This is a genomic window from Candidatus Hydrogenedentota bacterium (genome assembly GCA_016791475.1).
GTDB lineage: Bacteria > Hydrogenedentota > Hydrogenedentia > Hydrogenedentales > JAEUWI01 > JAEUWI01.
Genome location: JAEUWI010000011.1, coordinates 121,917 through 145,170, shown reverse-complemented (window position 1 = coordinate 145,170; position 23,254 = coordinate 121,917). Strand labels below are relative to the sequence as shown.

3 protein-coding genes are annotated in these 23,254 nt (G+C 65.3%); all 3 read left to right on the top strand.

Annotated elements, in window-relative coordinates:
• Nucleotides 1–156 precede the first annotated feature (156 nt).
• The 3 genes from JNK74_08200 (at nucleotide 157) to JNK74_08190 (ending at nucleotide 23,237) form a co-directional block, all read left to right on the top strand.
• The gene (locus JNK74_08200) at nucleotides 157–732 is read left to right on the top strand and encodes a hypothetical protein (GenBank protein ID MBL7646154.1); all 576 of its coding nucleotides are present in this window, start codon (nucleotides 157–159) and stop codon (nucleotides 730–732) included.
• A 92-nt stretch (nucleotides 733–824) separates the two neighbouring features.
• Nucleotides 825–2,312 carry a hypothetical protein gene (locus JNK74_08195; GenBank protein MBL7646153.1) on the top strand — a complete coding sequence of 496 codons (1,488 nt, stop codon included), beginning with the start codon at nucleotides 825–827 and terminating at the stop codon, nucleotides 2,310–2,312.
• Nucleotides 2,313–2,807: 495 nt separating this feature from the next.
• Complete coding sequence (locus JNK74_08190; protein ID MBL7646152.1) at nucleotides 2,808–23,237, top strand: hypothetical protein; 20,430 nt, start codon at nucleotides 2,808–2,810, stop codon at nucleotides 23,235–23,237.
• Nucleotides 23,238–23,254 lie beyond the last annotated feature (17 nt).

Genomic DNA, 23,254 nt, shown 5'->3' with positions numbered 1-23,254 from the left:
CGTTCACGATAGGGGAGGGCCCCCCTGTTGTTCAAGGGACGATGGCGTCCAGCGGGATATTCAAAATAGTTTGTGGAGCGATTTGGGGCGTGAAACCTGGGTGGGCGCTGGGGTAAGCTCTGGGACCGGCGCTGGGCTGGCGACAGGGAAGGCAGCATGAAGCACACAAAGCACGCGATATATCTTTTTCTCGCGGCCATGATCTACGCGGTGGTGCGCTACAACGTATTGGGCGAGGTCGCCTGGGCGAATGTTCCCGTCTACGTGACGAACAAGGGGCTCTCGTGGGCCGGGCTGGCGCTCTTTGGGCTCTCGGTCGCGTCTCGGGAGAAGGCTGATCGGCGGGGCTATGGGACGCTGGCGGCGGGGGCCATTCTTGCGCATGTGGTGATGTCGGTGCTGGTGTTGAGTCCCGCGTACTTCACGAAGTTTTTTTCGGAATCCGGCCGGATGAACGGGGTTGGCGAGGCATCCATGCTGGCGGGCGTGCTGGGTTGCGTGGTACTTGGCGGCTTGTATACGGCGAACCTTCAGGCGCGGGAAGCGGGGGCTTCGCTCCGGGCGGGCTGGGGCCGGGCGGTTTTGTGGCTCAGCGCGGTCCATGTCCTGATTATGGGTTTTGCGGGTTGGCTGGCGCCGTCCGGCTGGCCGGGGTATCTGCCGCCCATCACGTTGTGGTCGTTCCTCATGGCGCTGTATTTTCTGCTGGCCCGGGGCCGAAAGGGAGCCTGAGACGGCCGAAGGGTTGAAGGAGGGCCTGTCCAGTTGCGGAATGTTGTGCTATACTCCGACTTCAACTTTTGGTGGTAAGGGAACCCCATCTCATGATTCTGACCAGATTTGTACGGGGCGCCGCTTGCGGTTCCGGCCTCATTGCTCTCGCCCTGTCGGGGCTTTTTCCGTTGACGATTGCGGCGCAGCAGGCTGGGGGGGCGGGTTTTGTGCCCGAGCTCGATCCGCCGGTGGAGGCCGGGAACTTTCCCGCGATCGCGCCGGGAACGTCCATGCCGCCGGATACAAACGGCGCGGTGGGCCCGAATCACCTGCTGGTGGCGACCAATGGCACGGTTCGTATCCAGGACCGGGCGGGCACGGTGCTGAGCTCGGTTAATCTGCTGTCCTTCTGGTCGGGGCTTGGCGTGTCGGACGTATTCGATCCGCGGAGCTATTTCGATCCCTATAGCGAGCGCTTTTTCATGATTACCTGCGCGGAGCGCCGCAGCGCGGCCTCGGCGATGCTGCTGGCGGTGAGCGAGACGGACGACCCCACGGGGAACTGGCATCGCTGGGTACTGGACGCGGATCCGGCGGACATCAACTGGGCCGACTATGGAAATCTGGGGTTTACGGCGGGGGAGATCACCTTTACGGTCAATCTCTTCACGAATGCGGCGGACGCTTTCAGCGGGGTTCAATTCTGGCGGATTGACAAGGCCTCGGCGATGGATGGCGGTTCGCTGACGATGGAGACCTTCCGGGTGACGGGGGCTGGAGGGACGCTGGTACCGGCGGTGACGCTGGATCTGGGGCAGAATATCCAGTATGTGATCCGGACGGGCAGTTCGAACCTTTTCGGAACTGGACGCGTTCAGTTGTATCAACTTGACGGAGTGCTGGGGGCTTCGAGCCTCGCGACGGCACCGAGTGCGGCGCTGGGCTCGGCGTGGTCCATTGCCCTGCCGGATGCGCCTCAACTGGGCACCTCGTCGCGGATCGAGACGAATGATGACCGGATTCAGTCGGCGGTGTATCGATTCGGTCGAATCTGGTGCGCCCATACGGTGGGCCTTCCGGTTTCGGGACCGAGCCGAACGGCGGCGAAGTGGTGGTCTGTAGAGCCCGCAACGGGCCTGCCGCACCAGTCCGGTGTGCTGGACGACCCCGCGAATCAGTATTCCTATTATTACCCGAGCGTTGCGGTGAACAGCCAGGGCCTGATGATGCTGGGTTGCTCCGGCAGCTCGGCGGCGGACTATGTGGGCGCGTACTATGCCTGGCGAAATCCGGATACGGTGCTGGGCGGGTTGGAGGGTTCTCAGCGCTACCATGCGGGGGTGGGGCCATTCACGGGGCCGCGCTGGGGCGATTATAGCGGCATCTACGTAGACCCGGTCGATGGGACGTCCCTTTGGGTATTGCAGCAATATGCCGAGGCGTCGAATCGCTGGGGGATTCAATGGGTTCAGTTGACCGTGAATCAGCGGAACAGCCTGCCCGCGCTGGGTTGGGTTGGTATGGGTGTGCTCTTCGCGCTTCTGTGCGGTTTGGGCTGGTGGGTACGCAGACAGTATTTAGTTGTCAAAACTCCATAAACTGCTAAGTTGGGGCGCACAATATATATGGGTTTTGGTCGCCTTTTGTCGCCTGGGCACCTTCAAGGCCCGTTGTAGTCCGCCGTCAGGCACCCTTCCTCGCCTGAGAGCCCTACCCGAAAATCCGGTTGATATTCGCTGTAAGATGTTTATTTTCAATAATTTGCGTTTCTGTGTGCCTCCGGGAACCGCTGCAACGCCTCTCCGCGCGGGGTGCTTCGTGCCTGGACAGTCTGCCCAAAAAACTTCTTCTGTAAATAATGCGGCGTTTGTTATATATTTTGTTGTACAATGGAGAAGCATGTAAGAAATCTGGTACTCAAAACTAAAAAGGCACCGGTCCATTGACAACAGATTTTCCTGGACATAGCCGCAGATGTGGTATGATTGTTCAAGCAACATCGGCTCGTCGTGGTGGCAGATCCCGGGAAGCGGTTCGCGTCTGTTTCAGGGGCGATCTGTTTGCGTGTGCGCGTATTCAACAAGGACATCTTGATGAACGTTGACCAACGTCACCCCTCTGCCTGCGGGCTTCGTCGCTGCGCGTGTAGCTTCGTCGCCATCGTGGGCCTACTGGGTGCTTGCAGCCTCTTTTCTCTCAACGCCGATGCCCTGCCGACGCGCGCGCTTTCACTGATTCCTTCTCTGGTACTCGGCGATACGGGCAATCCCTCGCCCGCGCCCGTGTCCAGCTTCACGGGCATCAATCCGGCGAATTCGACGCCCCCGGACAGCCATGGCGCGGTGAGCGCAACCCATGTGGTGACGCATATCAACGGCCAGGCGATCGTGCAGGATCGCACGGGCACCGTACTGGCGAATGTGGGCCTGACGACGTTCTGGGGCAGCCTGGGCGTTACCGACGTGTTCGATCCGAAGGTGATTTACGATCCCCACAGTGATCGTTTCATGGCGATGGCCTGCGCCCAGCGCCGTTCCTCGACCTCGGGCATGCTTTTTGGCGTCACGGCGACGAGCGACCCGACGGGCACATGGCACCTGTGGCTGCTGGACGGCGACGCGGCGAATGTGAACTGGGTGGACTTTCCGAATATCGGGGTGACCGCCAACTGGATCACCCTTACGGGCAACCTTTTCAGCAACTCGGCCGATGCGTTTGGCGGTGTGAACATCTGGGTATTGAGCAAGTCCACGGTGCTGGACGGGGGCGGGTTTACGCAGCAGTTGTTGAAGGTGACCAACGCGGGCGGCACGCTGGTTCCCGCGCTGACCTACGACGCGGGCGAGACGACCCAGTATCTGGTACGTGTTGGCGCGTCGAATCTTTTCGGATCGGGCCGCCTTCAGGTCTACAGCCTTACGGGAACAATCGGATCGATCTCGTTCAACACCATTCCCTTTGCCTCGATCGGGCCGGCGTGGAGTATCTCGCTACCGAACGCGAAACAGCTCGGCTCCACGGCGACGATCGAAACGAACGATGATCGCCTGATGAATGCGGTCATCCGAAACGGTCGCCTCTGGACGGTTCACAACGTGGCCTTCGACACGACGACGCGGGATCACTCGGCCATCAAATGGTGGGAACTGACCCCGGCCGACGGTACGGTGATACAGTCGGGTCTGATCGAAGATGTGGGCCCGACCGGCACCTTCGACAACACGACGGGCCGCTATTACTACTACCCCTCCATTGCGGTGAACAAGAACAACGAAGTTCTGGTGGGATTCAGCGGATCCGGCGCGCTGGAGTACGCGTCGTCGTACTACGCGTATCGGGCGCCGACCTATGCGGCGGGGTTGACGGATATTCCCTTCAAGTACAAGGCGGGCCTGGGCATTTACTCCGGGCCGCGCTGGGGCGACTACAGCGCCACGGTGGTGGATCCGAGCGACGACACAACCTTCTGGACGGTGCAGGAGTTTGCCGCGGGCGGAAACAAGGGGGCGAACTACTGGGCGCAGGTGGGCGAGGCGTCGTCCACGGACACCACGGCGCCCCGGGTGACGGGCGCGACGGCGCTTACGAGCACGACGGTCCGGATTTCCTTCGACGAGGCGATGCTGGACAATGCGGCGCTGACGACGGCGTCGAACTATACGTTTACGGGCGGTCTTACGGCGAGCGGCGTGACGCGCCTGAACGCCACGCAGGTGTCGGTGACGGTGAATGAGATGATCAGCGGCACGAGCTACACGGCGACGGTGAGCGCGAGTGGCCCGAGCGATCTGGCGGGCAACAAGGTGAACAGCGGCGCCAACACGGCGACGTTCACGGGGCTGGGCGGCGCGCCTACGGCGGTGATCAGCCTGGACAACCCGACTCCGACGAATTTGAACACCGTCAATTTCAGTGTGGACTTCAGCGAGAGCGTAGGCACTTCCTTCACGGCGGCGGATGTCACCGTGACGGGATCCCTCGCCGCGAGTTCATCGGCGGCGGTGAGTGGCGGGCCGATCCAGTTTACGGTGGCTGTAACGCCATCGAACCCGAACGCGGAAGGCACCATCGGCCTTTCGGTGGGCACGGGGATTACGGATCTGGTGGGCAACAGCTTCGGCGGCGGGTCATCGCCCCAGGCTTATACCCTGGACAACACGGCGCCGGCGATCGGGGTGACCGCGAAGACGACGACGGATCGTACGCCTTCCCTGGCGGGCACGGTCAGCGACAATTCGGCGGTGATTTCCCTGACGGTGGCGGGTCAGACGCGCACGGCGACGAACAACGGCAACGGCACGTGGACCCTGGCGGACAACAGTCTGACCTCGATTGCGGACGGCACGTATAACGTGGCGGCGACGGCGACGGACCCGGCGGGCAATGTGGGTACGGATGCCACGACCAATGAACTGGTCGTGGACGGTACGGCGCCGACGGTAACGGTAAACAGCCGGCTCACGAACGACAATACCCCGCAGCTTACGGGTACGGTGAACGAGGCGGGTGCGACGGTGACGGTGGTGGTGGGCGGCCAGACGCGTACGGCGACGAACAACGGCAACGGCACGTGGACCCTGCCCGACGGCAGCCTGACGGCGCTTGCGGACGGGGTTTACAACGTGGCGGCGACGGCGACGGACAGCGTGGGCAATATGGGCACGGACGGCACGACGAACGAATTGACCGTGGACGCCACGGCGCCGGTGCTGACGGTAAACACGCGGATCACGAACGATACGACGCCGTCCCTCTCGGGTACGACGAGCGATCTTGCGGCGGCGGTGAGTCTGACGGTAAGCGGTCAGACGCGCGCGGCGACGAACAACGGCAACGGTACCTGGACGCTGGCGGACAACAGCCTGACGGCGCTTGCGGCGGGTGTCTACAACGTGGCGGTCACTTCGACGGACGCGGCTGGCAACACGGGCAACGACGGATCCAGCAACGAACTTACGATTGATCTGACCGCGCCGACGGTGACGGTCAACACCCTTTCGACGAACGATACGACCCCGCCGCTCACGGGTACGGTGAACGACCAGAGCGCGACGATTTCGGTGACGGTGAGCGGTCAGACGCGCGCGGCGACGAACAATGGCGACGGCACCTGGACGCTGGCGAATGGCAGCCTTACGGCGCTGGCGCAGGGCACGTTTAACGTGGCCGTGACGGCGACGGATCAGGCGGGCAACGCGGCGAGCGACGGCACCACGAACGAACTGGTGATCGATACCGTTGCGCCGACGATAACGGTGGCGACGCGGGTGACCAACGACACGACGCCGCCGCTGAACGGCACGGTGAACGACGCGACGGCCACGATTTCGGTGACGGTGAACGGCCAGACCCGCACCGCGACGAACAACGGCGCGACGTGGACACTTGCGGACGGCAGTCTGACGGCGATTCCCGCGGGCACGTACAACGTGGTGGCGACGGCGACGGACGCGGCGGGCAACGTGGGCACGGAGAGCACCACGGGCGAACTGACGATCGACACGACCGCGCCGACGATCACGGTCAATCCGCTGAACACGACCGACGCGACGCCGTCGCTTACGGGTACGGTGAACGACACCAGCGCGGCCATCCGGATCGCGGTGGGCGGCCAGTCGAACGTGGCGGCGACGAATAACGGCAACGGTACCTGGACCCTGGCGGACAATGCGCTGACGACCCTGGCGGACGGCACTTACGATGTGGCGGCGACGGCGACGGACACGGCGGGCAACGCGGGCACGGACGGCACGAGCAACGAGCTGGTGGTGGACGGTACGGCGCCGGTGGTTACGGTGAACACCCTGGTGACGAACGACGCGCGCCCGCCGCTTAGCGGTACGGTGAACGACACGACCGCGACGATCAGTGTGGTGGTGGGCGGGCAGACGCGCGCGGCGACGAACAATGGCAACGGCACCTGGACTCTGGCGAACGACCTGATCAATCCGGCGCTTCCGCAGGGCACCTACAATGTTGCCGTGACGGCGACGGATACGGCGGGCAACGCGGGTACCGACAGCACGGCCAGCGAGCTTACGGTCGATACCACGGCGCCGACGATCACCGTGACGGCGCGCACGACGAACGACACGACCCCGTCCCTTTCGGGCACGATCAACGATACGACGGCCACGGTTTCGGTGGTGGTGAGCGGTCAGACGCGCGCGGCGACGAATAACGGGAACGGCACCTGGACCCTGGCGGACGGGTCGCTTACGGCGTTGGCGGCGGGCACGTACAACGTGGCGGCGACGGCGACGGACGCGGCGGGCAACGCGGGTACGGACGGTACGACGAATGAGCTGGTAATCGATACGACCGCGCCGGTCATCACGGTGACCAGCCTGACGACCAACGACAATACCCCGCCGCTGAGCGGCACGGTGAACGATACGACCGCGACCATTTCGATCACGGTGAGCGGTCAGACGCGATCGGCGACGAACAACGGCAACGGCACGTGGACCCTTGCGAATGGGTCGCTCTCGGCGCTGGGCAACGGCGTGTTTAACGTGGCGGCGACGGCGACGGACGCGGCGGGCAATACGGGCGCGGACGGCACGAACAACGAGTTGACCGTGGATACCATTGTGCCCACAATCACGGTGAACACGCTGGCGACGACGGATACGACGCCGGCGCTGAGCGGCACGGTGAGCGAGACCGGCGCGGCCATATCCATTACGGTGAGCGGTCAGACGCGCGCGGCGACGAACAACGGCAACGGCACGTGGACCCTGGCGGACAACAGCCTGACGGCGCTCGCCAACGGGGTGTTCAACGTGGCGGCGACGGCGACGGACGCGGCGGGCAACGCCGGCGTGGACGGCACGACCAACGAGCTTACCGTGGACAATACGGCGCCGGTGGTTACGGTCAACGCGCTGAATACAAACGATGCGCAACCCCAGTTGACGGGTACGGTGAACGAAAATTCGGCGACGATTCGGGTGAGCGTGGGCGGCCAGGTCAACCTGGTGGCGGTCAACAACGCAAATGGCACCTGGACGCTCCCGGACAATACGATTAATCCGGCGCTGGCGGCGGGCACGTACAACGTGTCGGTGACGGCGACGGATACCCTGGGCAACGCGGGCAGCGACGCCACGACGAACGAACTGGTGATCGATCTGACCGCGCCGGTGGTGGGTGTGAACACACTTACGACCAACGACAACCGCCCGGCGCTCACGGGCACGGTGAACGACAACAGCGCGGCGATCTCGGTGACGGTGGGCGGCCAGACGCACACGGCGACCAACAACGCGAACGGCACGTGGACCCTCGCGGATGACACGATCAACCCGGCGCTGGCGCAGGGCACCTACAACGTGTCGGTGACGGCGACGGACCTGGCGGGCAACGCCGGCGCGGACGGGACCAACAACGAGCTGCGCATCGACACGGCCGCGCCGACGGTAACGGTGAGCGCGCTGGTGACGAACGACAACCGCCCGGCCCTCGGCGGCACGGTGAACGACACGACGGCGACGATCCGCGTGGATGTGGGCGGCCAGACGAATCTTGTGGCGACGAACAACGGCAACGGCACGTGGACCCTGGCGGACAACACGATCAGCCCGGCCCTGGCGAGCGGGACCTACAACGTGGTGGTCCGGGCGACGGACGCGGCTTCGAACGTGGGCACGGACGCGACGACGAACGAGTTGACCATCGATACGACCGCGCCAACGGTGACGGTGAACACGCTGAGCACGGCGGACAACACGCCCGCGCTGACCGGTACGGTGAGCGAGCCGGGCGCCACGATTTCGGTGACGGTGAGCGGCCAGACGAATCCGGCGACGAACAACGGCAACGGCACGTGGACCCTGGCGAACAACACGCTCGCGGCCCTGCCCGACGGCACCTACAACGTATCGGCGACGGCGACGGACGCCGCGGGGAACGCGGGCAGCGACGCCACGACGAACGAGTTGCGCGTGGACACGACGGCGCCGACGGTGACGGTAAACACGCTCACGACAAACGACACGACGCCGCCCCTGAGCGGCACGGTGAACGATGCGACGGCGACGATCTCGGTGACGGTGGGCGGTCAGACGCGCACGGCGACGAACAATGGCGCGACGTGGACCCTGGCGAACAACACCATATCCCCGGCGCTCGCCGCGGGCACCTATGACGTCGCGGTGACGGCGACGGATACGGTGGGCAATGCCGGCACCGACGCCACGGCGGGCGAGCTGGTGGTGGACACGACGGCGCCGACGATTACGGTGACGGCGCGGACCACAAACGATACGACCCCGGCGTTGAACGGCACGGTGAACGACGCCGCCGCGACGATCAGCGTTACGGTGAACGGATCCACCTATCCGGCGACGAACAACGGAACGACCTGGACGCTGAACAACGATGTGATCACGCCGGCGCTCGCGGCGGGAACCTTCAGCGTCACCGCGACGGCGACGGATACGGCGGGGAACACGGGCACGGACGGCACGGCGAATGAGCTGGTGATCGATCTTGCCGCGCCCACAATCGCGGTGAACGCGCTGACGACCAACGACACGCGCCCGCCGCTGAGCGGCACGGTGAACGACACCACCGCGACCATATCGATTGTGGTGGGCGGCCAGACACGCACGGCGACGAACAATGGCAACGGCACCTGGACGCTCGCGAACGACGCAATCAACCCGGCGCTGGCCGCGGGCACCTACGATGTGCTGGCGACAGCCACGGACACCGCGGGGAACGCGGGGACCGATGGGACCTCGGGCGAGTTGATCCTTGATACGACCGCGCCGACGGTGACGGTGGCGACACTGTTGACGAACGACAACCGTCCACCGCTGAGTGGTACGGTGAACGACACCACGGCAACGATCAGCGTGCTGGTGAGCGGCCAGACCCGCGCGGCGACGAACAACGGCGACGGAACGTGGACCCTGACGAACGACGCGATCAATCCGGCGCTTGCGGACGGCACCTACCCCGTGACCGTGACCGCCACGGACGGCGCCGGCAACGCCGGGGTGGACGGAACGACGAACGAGCTGCGCGTGGACACGGTGGCGCCGACCATCACCGTGAACACGTTGGTGACGGCGGACAGCACGCCGCCCCTGACCGGTACGGTGAACGACAACGCCGCGGTGATTACGGTGGTCGTGAGCGGCCAGACGCTGACCGCGACGAACAACGGCAACGGCACCTGGACGCTGGCGGACAATGCGCTGACGGCCCTTCCCGACGGCACCTATTCCGTTGCCGCTACGGCCCGGGACACGGCGAACAACAGCCGTACGGATTCCACGAGCAACGAATTGCGCATCGATACCACGGGCCCGGCCGTGACGGTGAACACCCTGGCAACGCGGGACAATCGCCCGCCCCTTTCCGGCACGATAGACGACACGACGGCGACGATTTCGGTGACCGTGGGCGGCCAGACGCGCGCCGCGACGAATAACGGGAACGGCACCTGGACCCTGGCGAACGATCTGATCAACCCGGCCCTTGCGGACAATACCTACGATGTGGCGGTGACGGCGACGGACAGCGTGGGCAATACGGGTACGGACGCGACCACGGGCGAGCTGCGCATCGATACGACGCTGAACGTGACCGTGACCACGCTGACCACGAGCGATAACCGCCCGGCGCTGAGCGGGACGGTGGACGACACAACGGCCACGATTTCCGTGGTGGTGAACGGCAGCACCTATCCCGCGACGAACAACGGCAACGGCACGTGGACCCTGGCGGACAACGCCATCACCCCGGCATTGCCCGACGCCACCTACAACGTGGCGGTGACGGCGACGGACAGTCTGGGCAACGTGGCGACGGACGGCACCACCAGCGAGCTGGTGATCAACGGATCCGTGCCGACGGTTACGGTGAATGCCCTTGCCACGTCGAACAACCGCCCGGCGCTGAGCGGCACGGTAAGCACGCCCGCCGCCTCCATCCAGGTCGACGTGGGCGGTCAGACCAATCTGGTGGCGACAAACAATGGCAACGGGACTTGGACCCTGCCGGTCAACACGATCAATCCGGGTCTCGCGGACGGAACCTACGACGTTCAGGTACGGGCCACCACGAGCGGCACCGGCACGGACAGCACATCGAATGAGCTGGTGATTGATACGGCGGCCCCGGTGGTTACGGTGGACGCCCGCCGGACCAACGATCAGCGGCCCGCGATGAGCGGCACCGTGAACGATCCCGCGGCGGTGATCCGCCTGACGGTGTCGGTGCACAGCAACCTGGTGGTTACCAACAACGGCGACGGGACATGGACCCTGGCCGACAATGTCATTCCCGCGAACCTTGCGGCGGGCACCTACAGCGTTGCCGTGACGGCGACCGACGCGGCGGGCAACGCCGGGACGGACGGGTCGGCCAACGAGCTGGTCATCGACCTCACCGCGCCGACGATCACGGTGAACACGTTGTTGACGAAAGACAACACACCGGCGCTTAGCGGCACGATCAACGACAATACGGCGGCGGTGTCGGTGACGGTGAACGGCCAGACGCGCGCGGCGGTCAACGGCGGCGCCGGCACGTGGACCCTTGCGGACAACAGCCTGACCCCGCTGGCGGACGGCGTATACCCCGTGGTGGCGACGGCCACCGACACGGCGGGGAATTCGGCGAGCGACGCCACCACGAACGAACTCACGGTGGACACGACGGCGCCGACGGTCACCGTGACCAGCCTGAGCACGGTTGATTCCACGCCGGCCCTCTCGGGCACCGTGAACGACAACGCGGCGACGATCAGCGTGGTCGTGGGCGGCCAGACGCGCGCTGCGACGAACAACGGCAACGGCACGTGGACCCTGGCGGACAACACGATTAACCCGGCTCTGGCGGATGGAACTTACGACGTGGCGGTTACCGCGACCGACGCCGCGACCAACGCGGGCGGCGACGCGACGTCCAACGAACTGCGCATCGACACGACGGCGCCGACGATCACGGTGAACACCCTTTCGACGAATGACCGTCGCCCGCCTCTTACCGGGACGGTGAATGACAACACGGCGACGATCAGCATCACGGTGGGCGGCCAGACGCGCGCCGCGACGAACAACGGCAACGGCACGTGGACCCTGGCGGACAACCTGATCAACCCGAATCTCGCGGATAACACGTACAACGTGGCGGCGACGGCGACGGACACCCTCGGCAATGCGGGCACCGACGCTACGACGAACGAGTTGGTCATCGATGCAACCGCGCCGACGATCACGGTCAACGCGCTGACGACCAACGACAACCGACCCTCGCTGACGGGTGCGACGAACGACAACACGGCGACGATAAGCGTGACGGTGGGCGGCCAGACGCGCACGGCGACGAACAACGGCGACGGCACCTGGACTCTGGCGGACAATCTTATCAGCCCGGCCCTGACGGACGGCACCTACGAGGTGGTGGCGCGGGCGACGGATACGTTCAACAACAGCCGGAACGACAGTTCGGCGAACGAGTTGCGGATCGATACCGCGGTGCCCGTCGTTGGGGTTAACACGCTTACGACGAACGACAGCCGTCCGCCGCTGACGGGCACGGTGAACGACAGTACGGCTACCGTGCGCGTGAACGTGGGTGGCCAGACGAACCTTGCGGCGACGAACAACGGCGACGGGACCTGGACGCTGGCGAACGACACGATCAACCCCGCGCTTGCCTCGAATACGTATGATGTGGCCGTTACGGCGACGGACGCGGCGGGCAACGCGGGCACGGACGGTACGACGGCCGAACTGGTGGTGGATACGGTCGCCCCGACGGTCAGTGTGACGGTGCTGACCACAAGCGACACGACCCCGGCGCTGAGCGGCACGGTGAACGACCCCGGCGCGACGGTGCGTATCAGCGTGGGCGGCCAGAACAACCTGTCGGCCGTGAACAATGGGAACGGCACCTGGACCCTGCCGGACAATACGCTCACTCCGCTGGCGGGCGGCGTATACAGCGTTGCGGCGACGGCGACCGACGCCGCGGGCAACGTGGGCACGGAAGCCACGGTGAACGAGCTGACGATTGACACCAACGCCCCGACGGTCACGGTGAATACCCTCGCCACGGCGGACAACCGGCCCCCATTGACCGGCACGGTCAACGACAACACGGCGACGATCAGCATCCTGGTGGGGGGCCAGACGCGCGCGGCAACGAACAACGGCGACGGGACCTGGACGCTGGCGAACGATGCGCTGGCGGTCCTGGCGGACGGCACCTATGACGTGCGCGCGACGGCGACCGACGATCAGGGCAATGCGGGTACGGACAGCACGACGGCGGAACTTCGGATCGACACGACGGCGCCGTCGGTGACGGTGAACACGCTGACGACGGCGGACAACCGTCCCCAATTGACCGGCACGGTGAACGACATCACGGCGACCGTGTCGATTACCGTGAACGCCCTTACCTTCCCGGCGACGAACAACGGCAACGGGACCTGGACGCTTGCGGACAACACGATCACGCCCGCGCTGGCCGACGGCACCTACAACGTGACGGCTACGGCGACGGACACGCTGGGCAACGCGGCTTCGGACGCGACGACCAACGAACTGCGGATCCTCACGGCGGCGCCCGTCATCGCGGTGAACGCGCTGACGACGAACGATACGACCCCGGCGATGTCGGGCACGGTGAACGACACGACGGCGACGATCACCGTTCAGGTGAACGGCATCACGTTCCCGGCGACGAACAACGGCAACGGCACCTGGTCGCTGGCCAACAACACCATCACGCCGGCGCTGGCCGAGGGCGTCTACAGCGTGATCGCGCGGGCGACCAACGCCGCGGCGGTCACCGGCCAGGACGGGACGAACAACGAATTGACCATCGACGTGACCGCGCCGATCGTGGCGATTACGACGCGCTTCACGCAGGATACGCGGCCGGCGATGAGCGGCACGGTGAACACGGCGAATGCGACGATCCGTGTGGACGTCGGCGGCCAGACGAACCGCGTCGCGGTGAATAATGGCGACGGCACTTGGACCCTGCCCGATGACACGATCAACCCGGCGCTGGCGCAGGGGTCGTACAATGTCGTGGTCCGCGCTACGGACACGGCGGGCAACGTGGGTACCGACAGCACGACCAACGAGCTGCACGTGGACAACACGGCGCCGGTGGTCACGGTTGCGTCGCTCAGCACAAACGACAACACGCCCGGCCTCTCGGGCACGGTGAGCGACAACATCGCCGCGGGCACGATTGCGGTGTCCGTAACGGTGAACGGCCAGACGCGCGCGGCGTCGGTGGCGGGCGGCGCCTGGATCGTGGCGAACGGCGCCCTGACCACCCTTCCCGACGGTACCTACAACGTTTCGGTGACGGCGACGGATCAGGCGGGCAACGTCGGCAACGACGCGACGAACAACGAGCTCAGCGTCGACACCGCCGCGCCGTCGGTGACGGTGGCTTCGCTCAATACCAATGACCGCACGCCGCCCCTTTCGGGTACGGTGAACGACAACACGGCGGCGATCCGCGTCTCTGTGGGCGGCCAGACGAACGTGGTGGCGGTGAACAACGCCAACGGCACGTGGACCCTGCCGAACAATACGCTTTCGAGCCTTTCGGACGGCGTCTACAACGTTTCGGTGACGGCGACGGACACGGTGGGTAACAGTGCGAGCGATGCGACGGCGGACGAGCTCCGGATCGACGGGACGGCCCCGACAATTACGGTGAACAGCCGCCTGACGAACGACAGCACCCCCGCGCTCTCGGGTACGGTGAACGACAGCACCGCGACCATCAGCATCGTGGTGAATGGGAACACCTATCCCGCGACAAACAATGGCAACGGCACGTGGAGTCTCGCGGATGGAACCATCGCGCCCGCGCTGGCCTCAAACACGTATAACGTGGCCGCGACGGCGACGGATAGTTTCGGAAATGCCGGTACGGACGCGACGACGGGCGAACTGGTGGTGGACCTTACGGCGCCGGTGATAACGGTGACGCCACTTCAGACGAACGATCCCGATCCGCCCGTGACGGGCACGGTGGACGACCCGGCGGCGACGATTACCGTGACTATCGGCGGCCAGACCGATGTCCCCGCGACCAACAACGGCGACGGCACGTGGATCCTTCCCGACGGCGCGCTGAGCCCGCTGGTGGATGGCGTTTACGGCGTTGTTGCGCGGGCGACGGACGCGGCCGGAAACTCGGCCGTGGACGGCACCGCGAATGAGTTGACCATAAACAGCCAGGCCCCGACGGTAACCGTGACCAGTCTGGCCACGAATGATCGCACCCCGGCGCTTTCGGGCACGGTGGACGATCCCTCCGCGACGATTACCGTTACCGTGGGCAGCCAGTCGGGCCTGCCCGCGACCAACGGCGGTGCGGGAACCTGGACCCTGGCGGACAACACGCTGACCGCTCTTTCGGACGGCACCTACAACGTAATCGTGACGGCGGTCGACCTTCAGGGTAACAGCGCCACCGACACCACCACGGACGAACTGCAAATCGACGCCACGGCCCCGGTGGTAACCGTGGCCGCGCTGCTGACGAACGACAACCGTCCCGCGCTCTCGGGCGCGGTGGACGACGCCGGCGCCACGATCCGCGTGGCGGTGAATGGCGAGACGAATCTTGTCGCGGTGAACAATGGCAACGGGACGTGGACGCTTCCGGACAATACGATCGCCGGCGCCCTGCCCGACAACGCCGTGGGCTACGACGTTACCGTGACGGCGACGGATACACTGGGCAACGCGGGTGCGGACACGACAACGAACGAGTTGCGCGTGGACACGACCGCGCCCACCGTGGGCATTAATGCGGTCTCGACCAAGGAGGCCTCGCCGTCCATAACCGGTACGACGAACGACAACAGCGCGGCGATCCGGGTAACGGTAAACGGCCAGACGGTAGACGCGACGAACAACAGCAACGGGACCTGGACCCTGCCGGGCGATGTGCTCACACCGCTGACGTCGGGCACCTACGACATTGACGCATCCGCGACGGATTCGGCGGGCAACGCGGGAACCGCGAACCTTCCCAACGGGCTGCTGGTGGACGTTACCGCGCCCGTGATCACCGTGAACACGCTGGTGACCACCGACACGACACCCGCGCTCACGGGTACGGTGGACGATACGACCGCCGTCATTCTGGTGACGGTCGCGGGCCAGTCGGAAAATGCGACGAACAACGGCAACGGCACGTGGACCCTGGCGGACAATACGCTGGAGGCCCTGGTGGACGGCGTCTATGACGTGACGGCGACGGCGACGGACAGCCTGGGCAATGTGGGCGCCGAGTCGACGGCGAACGAGTTGCGGATCGACACGAGCGGCCCCGTGGTCACGATTGACCGGTTGGTGACGAATGATCCCACGCCCCGAATTACCGGTACCGTGGACGAAGCGGGCATTGTGGTCAATGTCACGGTCGAGGGCAATACCTACCCCGCCGTGAACAATGGCGACGGCACGTGGACCCTGGCGGACAATACGGTTGCGCCGGCCCTGGCCGCGGGCACCTATGACGTGGCGGCGGTGGCCTCCGACGGGCTTGGAAACGCGGGATCCGACACGACAAGCGACGAGCTGACGGTGGATCTGACCGTTCCGGTGGTGACCGTGGCGACCAGCCTCACGGCCCTGGCGTCGCCGGACCTGAGCGGCACCATCGACGATATCTTTGCGACGGTTACGGTGACGGTGGGCGGCCAGACCCGCCCGGCGACGAACATCGGCAACGGCACGTGGGTGCTGGTGTCGGGCACGCTGGATCCGTTGGCGTCCGGCGTATACGACGTGGCGGTTGAAGCGCGCGATACCGCGGGCAATATCGCGACCGACGCGACGACCGACGAGCTCACGGTGGATCTGGGCGTGCCGGTGGTGACGGTGGACGAACTGGCCACGAACGACAATACGCCACCGCTCAGCGGTACGGTCGACGATGCGACCGCCACGGTGACGGTCACGGTGGCGGGCCAGAGCGTGATCGCCACGAACAACGGCGACGGCACCTGGAGCATCGCGGACAACGTGCTGACGACGCTTGCCGATGGCAGCTACAACGTGACCGCGGTAGCGGAAGACGCCGCGGGCAACGCGGGCACGGACCCGACCCTGGCGGATGACCTGTTTATCCTTACGGCGCCGCCGGTGGTGACGGTCATACCGCAGGTTACGGGCGATGCTTCGCCGCAGTTGAACGGCCTCATCAACCAGACCACCTCCGACATAACCGTGACGGTGGATGGGCAGACTCATCCCGCCACGAACAACGGCGATGGTACCTGGAGCCTGGCGGACAACACGCTGACGCCCCTGGCCGAGGGTACCTATAACGTCCAGGCGGAGGCCGTGGATCTGCTCGGCAATACGGGCACGGACGGCACCACAAACGAATTGACGATTAACCTCGCCGCCGCGCTGATTACGGTGGATCGCCTTTCAACGCGCGATCGCACACCGGCCCTGAGCGGCACGGTGAGCGCACCGGGCGTCGGAATCCTGATCTCGGTGGGCGGCCAGACGCATAGCGCCACGAACAATGGCGACGGTACCTGGACCCTGGCGGACGATACATTGAGCCCGCTGGATCAAGGTACCTACGATGTCGCCGCGGAAGCCCTGGGTGTCGTCACCAGCACGGACTCCACCGTGAACGAGCTGACGATTGACACCCTCGGACCGTCCGTGGAAATCGGCGGGCCAAGCGTGGCCGCGACGCAGACGGGTCCCGTGAGTTTCAATATCCACTACGGGCCCGACGCCAAGGTCGGCCTGCTGCTGAGCGACGTGTCGACCTTTGCGATGCTGGAAGCCAACGTGACGACGGTGCTTGATCCGAAGGCGATCGCCAGCACGAACAAGACCTTCCCGATCTCGACCGCGTCCGCGAAGGGCACGATCAGCATTTCCGGCACGGGCAATTCCGTGCGCACGGTAACCGTGTCGGACATCACGGGCGACGGCTACCTCGGCGTCGCCATTGTGGGCGGCAGTGCGGTGGACAGCTCGGGCAATCCGGCGGACAGCGCCATTTCGATCGATCTGGTGAACGTGGACAACACGGCTCCGAAGCTGCTGAATGGCGGCGTGGCGAACCAGGGTATCCTGGTGGTTTCGTATGACGAGGCCATGAGCGACACGGCGCTGGAGCCCACGAACTACACGATATCCGGCCCCGGCCAGGGAACGCTCGCGGCGAATCCCGATCTCGTGGTGCGCACGGCGCCCGACCGCTTCCGCCTTATCTGGAGCACGGGCGCGGCGGTGAATGGCGAAGAGATCCTGGTGACGGTGCTGAACGTAACCGACGCGGTGACGAACCTGATCGGCGCGGACAACAGCGTGACCATTCAGATCGAGGGCCTGGGCGTTGCGCCCACGGTAACGGATTTCCAGGTGACGGGCGCGCTTTCGGCGACGGTCCGCTTCAGCGAGCCGGTCGCGCTCGGCGCCACGGAGCCCAATAGTTATGCGCTGAGTGGTTCCGGCCGCGGCACGCTCGCGGCGCAGCCGGCCAGTGTGGAGCTGCTGACGGATATCGAGGAGGAACCCGGAGCGCCGGAGATTGTCGTTCCGCCGAACACCTATCAGCTTACCTGGAATGGCGGTGAAATGCTTCAGGGCGGCGATCTCACGATCACCGTAACGGGTGTGGAAGACAACAGCGGCGATTTGGTAACCACGCCGAACAGCGCGACGGATGTTGGCGCGGGTATCGGTGTCTCCCCGACGGTTCAGTTGGCGGACGTGATCACCGGGCTCACGGTGAATATTGGCTTCAGCGAGCCCATGGGCGCGGACGCGCTCGTGGCGACCAACTATGCCTTGAGCGGCGCCGGTCGCGGCACGCTTGCGGCGACGCCGGACACCGTCGCGGAGGTTTCGCCGGGCGTGTACCGCCTCGCCTGGACTTCGGGCGAGATGGTGAACGGTCGCGATATAACGATCACCGCAAGTGGCGTGACCGACGAAGCCGGCAACCCGCTGGGCACGCCGAACAGCGCGACGGACGTGAAAGCGGGCCGTGACGGTCTAATAACGGCCAACATCGTGTCCCGCCGGAGTGGCACCCTCTATGAGGATGGCGAAGGCGACGTGGCCAGCGGCGCGGGCGCACTGCTTCTCGCGGGCACCACGGCCGATGGCGGAGTCCGCCGTAGTTTGATGCAGTTTGACGTCGCGGGCAATATCCCCGCCGGTTCCACGATCTCCGATGCGGTGCTGGTGCTGACAAATCCGGGCGCGCCGGGCGACAATACGCCGCGCGATGTGAGCCTCCACCGCGTCGAGAGCGATTGGAACCAGGGGGAATCCGATGCGGGCGATGCGGTGCTGGATGGCGCGGCCGCGCTGGACGGCGACGTGACCTGGCTTCACACCGATTTCAATACCGAGTTCTGGACCGCGCCGGGCGGTGATTTTGCGGCGGGCGCGAGCGCCACGGCCCCCGTCGCTGGCGTTGGTTCGTATAGCTGGGACACGCCCGGCCTTGCGGCGGACGCCCAGGACTGGCTGGACAATCCCGCGACCAATTTTGGCTGGATCGCGCTGGGACCCGAGGGTACGCCGGGCACGGTGAAGCCCTTCTACAGCGACGATCACGCCACGGTTTCGGAGCGGCCGGTGCTTCAAGTGGTGTACTCCCTCAACGGCGGCGTCGGCGGTCCCGTGCTGGGCACGATCGGCGACCAGGAAGCCGCCGAAGGCGAGGCCATTACCATTGACGTGACGGCGGTGGATTCCGGTTCGAATCCGCTGGTGCTTTCGGCGTCCCTGACGACCCTGCCCGAGGGCAACAACGCCCAGTTCACGGACAACGGCGACGGTACGGCGACCTTTGCCTGGACCCCCAGTTTCGAGGATTCGGGTTCCTATGTGGTGACCTTTATCGCGACCCAGTCCGGCGTGGCTCCGCCGTTGAGCATCGCCGAGACGGTGGTGATCGAGGTGGCGGAAATCAATCAGGCGCCCGAGCTTGCGGATCCGGGCGTGCTGGACGCGATCGAGGGCGAGCTTTTCCAGTTCACGCCGACCCTGACCGACAACGACGCCGGCGATACCCACGTCTACTCCCTTGCGGCGAGCCAGGGCGATGCCGAGGTCGATCCGGTTACCGGCGCGCTTACGTGGACTCCGGGATTCAGCGATGCGGGCGACTACACGATCGGTATCGTGGTGACGGACGACGGCGCGCCGCAGCGCAGCGATGTGTTGTCGCTTCAGGTGCGGGTATCCGATGCCAACGGCGCCCCGGCGCTGGCTCCCATCGGGGCCCAGACGGTGGTGGAGGCCGAAGATCTGGCCTTTACCGTCTCGGCCACGGATCCGGATCTGGGCGATACCCTGGCCTTCAGTCTGGAGAATGGCCCCGCGGGCAGCGCGATAGACGCGGTAACGGGACAGTTCCGCTGGACACCCAATATCCTGGCGGCGGGTACCTATGAGGTGACGGTGGTCGTCACGGACAACGGCACGCCGCCCCGGAGCGCCAGCGAGACAATCACCATAACCGTGGTGGACGACAACCAGAATCCGACGAACATCACGCTGACGCCGTCGAGTGTGGCCGAAAATCTGCCAGCGGGTACCCCGGTGGGTGTGTTGACCACGACCGATCTGGACGTGGGCGATGTTCACAGCTACACGCTTGCCGCGGGTGAGGGCGATTCGGACAACGGCCTGTTTACAATTGCGGGCAACGAAGTGCGCACCGGCGGACCGCTGAACTTCGAATCCCGTTCTTCCTACAGCATTCGTGTTCAGTCGGAAGACGGACAGGACGGTGTTTTCGCCAGAGCGCTCATCGTTACGGTGATTGACGCGAACGATCTGCCCCAGAGCATTACGCTCTCCAACAACGTGGTGGTGGAAAATGCGGCGCTGCGCAGTACGGTCGGCACCTTCAGCACGGCGGACGAGGATCGCGCGGGCGTGCACGCCTATACGCTGGTGGAGGGCGACGGCGCCACGGGCAACGGTCTCTTTGCAATCAGCGAAAACGCGCTGGTGACAAACGGAACCATCGACTACGAGGCCCAGACGGGTCATAGCGTCCGGGTTCGCAGCACGGATCCGGCGGGTGCCTTCGTGGAGGCGATCTTCCCGATTGTGGTGGAGAATACCAACGACAGCCCGAGCGGGTTCAATCTCAATGGCGGCGTTATCGCTGAAAATCAGCCCGCGGGCACGCTGGTCGGCACGTTTGAAACGACGGACGATGATTTCGACGATGATCACGTGTACCTGCTCGTGGCGGGGGAAGGCTCGACGGACAACAGCCAGTTTGTGATCGAGGGCGACGAGCTGCGGAGCGCGTCGGCGCTCGACTTCGAAAAGGGCCGCATGTTGAGCATCCGGGTCCGTGTTTCGGACGGCCAGCGTCTGAACATCGAGTCCGTCTTCGTCGTAGAAGTGACGGATGAGAATGACGCGCCCGCGGACCTTGTGGTGACGCCGACCGGCATTCTGGACAATGTCCCCGCGGACACCACGGTGGCCCGTTTGTTCGCCATCGACCAGGATCTGGGCGACACGCACACCTTCAGTCTGGTAAACGGCGAAGGGGCGACGAACAACGCGCTCTTCAAAGTGACGGGTAGCTCCCTGGCGACCACCCAGCTCCTGACCTTCGACGCGAGCGCCCGGTTCAGCGTGCGGCTTCGCGCCACGGATGCGCAGGGTGCCAGCCTCGAGAAGGCGGTGGTGCTGACGAATGACGACACGGACGCCGACGGCCTTTCCGACACCTGGGAACGCGAGTATTTCGGCAATTTGAACAGCGGTGCGGATGACGACAACGACGGCGACGGCCTGGCGAACCGGGACGAGTTCTCGGCCGGAACCAATCCGTCTCTTTCGGATACGGATCGCGACGGCGCGAACGACGGCCTGGAAGTATCGCTGGGCACCAACCCGTTGAACGATCAGGATGCTCCCGCCATCCTTCGGGTGACCCCCGGCACGCTGTCCGCCAGCCGCGAGGCGGGCGAGCTGCGGTTGACCGTGCGGAACTCGGGTCTCGCGCCGCTCAATTGGCAGGCGGAGATCGTGAGCGGCGACTTCGTGAGCATCGAGTCGGGCGGGTCGGGTGTGAACACCGGCACGATCCACCTGAACGTCGAAGAGAATCTGGGGGCGGCGGGCCGCGGCGCGACGATCCGCGTCACCGCCCCGAATGCCGCCGGCAGTCCGGTGGAGATCCCGCTGACCCAGGACGCCTGTACGGCGCCCGGCGTGGCGGATGATGTCCTCGCAACCAACGGCACCCTGCCGGGCCAGGTTCGCGTAACCTGGGATCGCGTTTCGGGTGCGGATCAGTATCAGGTGTTCCGCGGCCGCACGACCGATCCCGAAGATGCCGAGCTGTTGGCCACGGTGACGGGAACGGCGTACACCGACAATACGGCCGAATTCATCGACGGCGATGAACCCGGCGGCTGCGCGCTGCCCTCCGGCTCCTCGGGCGGCGGGTGCTTCCTGCCCGGCAATTCCGGAAGCCAGACCGACACGTATCTGTACTGGGTGCGGGCCACGAGCGTCTGCGGCACGGGCGCCTTCAGCACGCCCAACGATGGATTCCCGGGCGCGGGCGAGCCCCCGGCGCGTGAGCTTTTCGAGCCCGTCCTGCCGACGCTGGAAACGGAGAACCGGACGTTGACGGCGCGGGCCAATTCTGCGCTGGCGATCCGGTTGCGCCGGGACACGGCGATCGATCCGAGCACCGTGGAAGGTCTGGTGGAGTTTGAAGGCGGCAGCAGCACGGAAGTTGAGTGGCTGGCGATCGATACCGTCGGCCTGCGCGACGGCTGGGCGATCTACGTTCCCGCCGAGGGCGAGTTTGTGGAAGGTGACACGGTGACCTTCACGGTGAGCGCGTCGACGCTTTCCGGCGAATCGATCGGGCCGCTGAGCTACAGCTTCACCATCGAGACGGAGGAGTTCTTCCTGGAGCGCCTGGGCGCTTCGGCGGAGGCCATCTACCAGCCGGGATATGGCGAATTCGATTCCAGCGGGATCAACACGAATTTGGAAGGCAACGACCAGGTGTCCGTGTACACGCTGACGACGACGCCCGCACCGCTGGCCGGCGGCACGGGTGAGACCTATGCCATCGTTCCGGACGAGGCCTACCCGCTCCACCAGCGGGTTTGGATACCGCTGGAAGACGGCGTGGAAGCCTCGGATGTCGCGCCCTACTACTACTTCGTGGACAAGGCCGGCGAGGAAAGCGGCTGGCTTGCCGCATCGGATATCAAGGGCTGGCTCGTGGACGACAGTATCCTCGAGCTGGAGTTGAACGGTGTCCGCTATGTGGGCTTCGTGGTGCGCCACGGCGCGGTGGTCCGCATGGGCCCGGCGGCGGGAAAGAGCGAAGCGGTGAGCGGCGCGAGCGCCCTTCCGCTTGAGGCGCTTTTCGGCGCCCGGAGCGGCGACGGCGCGGTGATGCTGGCTGTAGTTTTGCTGCTGGTTGCGGTGTCGCGGATGGCGCGGCGCCGGGCGCCCCGCACGGACGTCCGTGATTGAAAAGCTGAGGTTGTTGA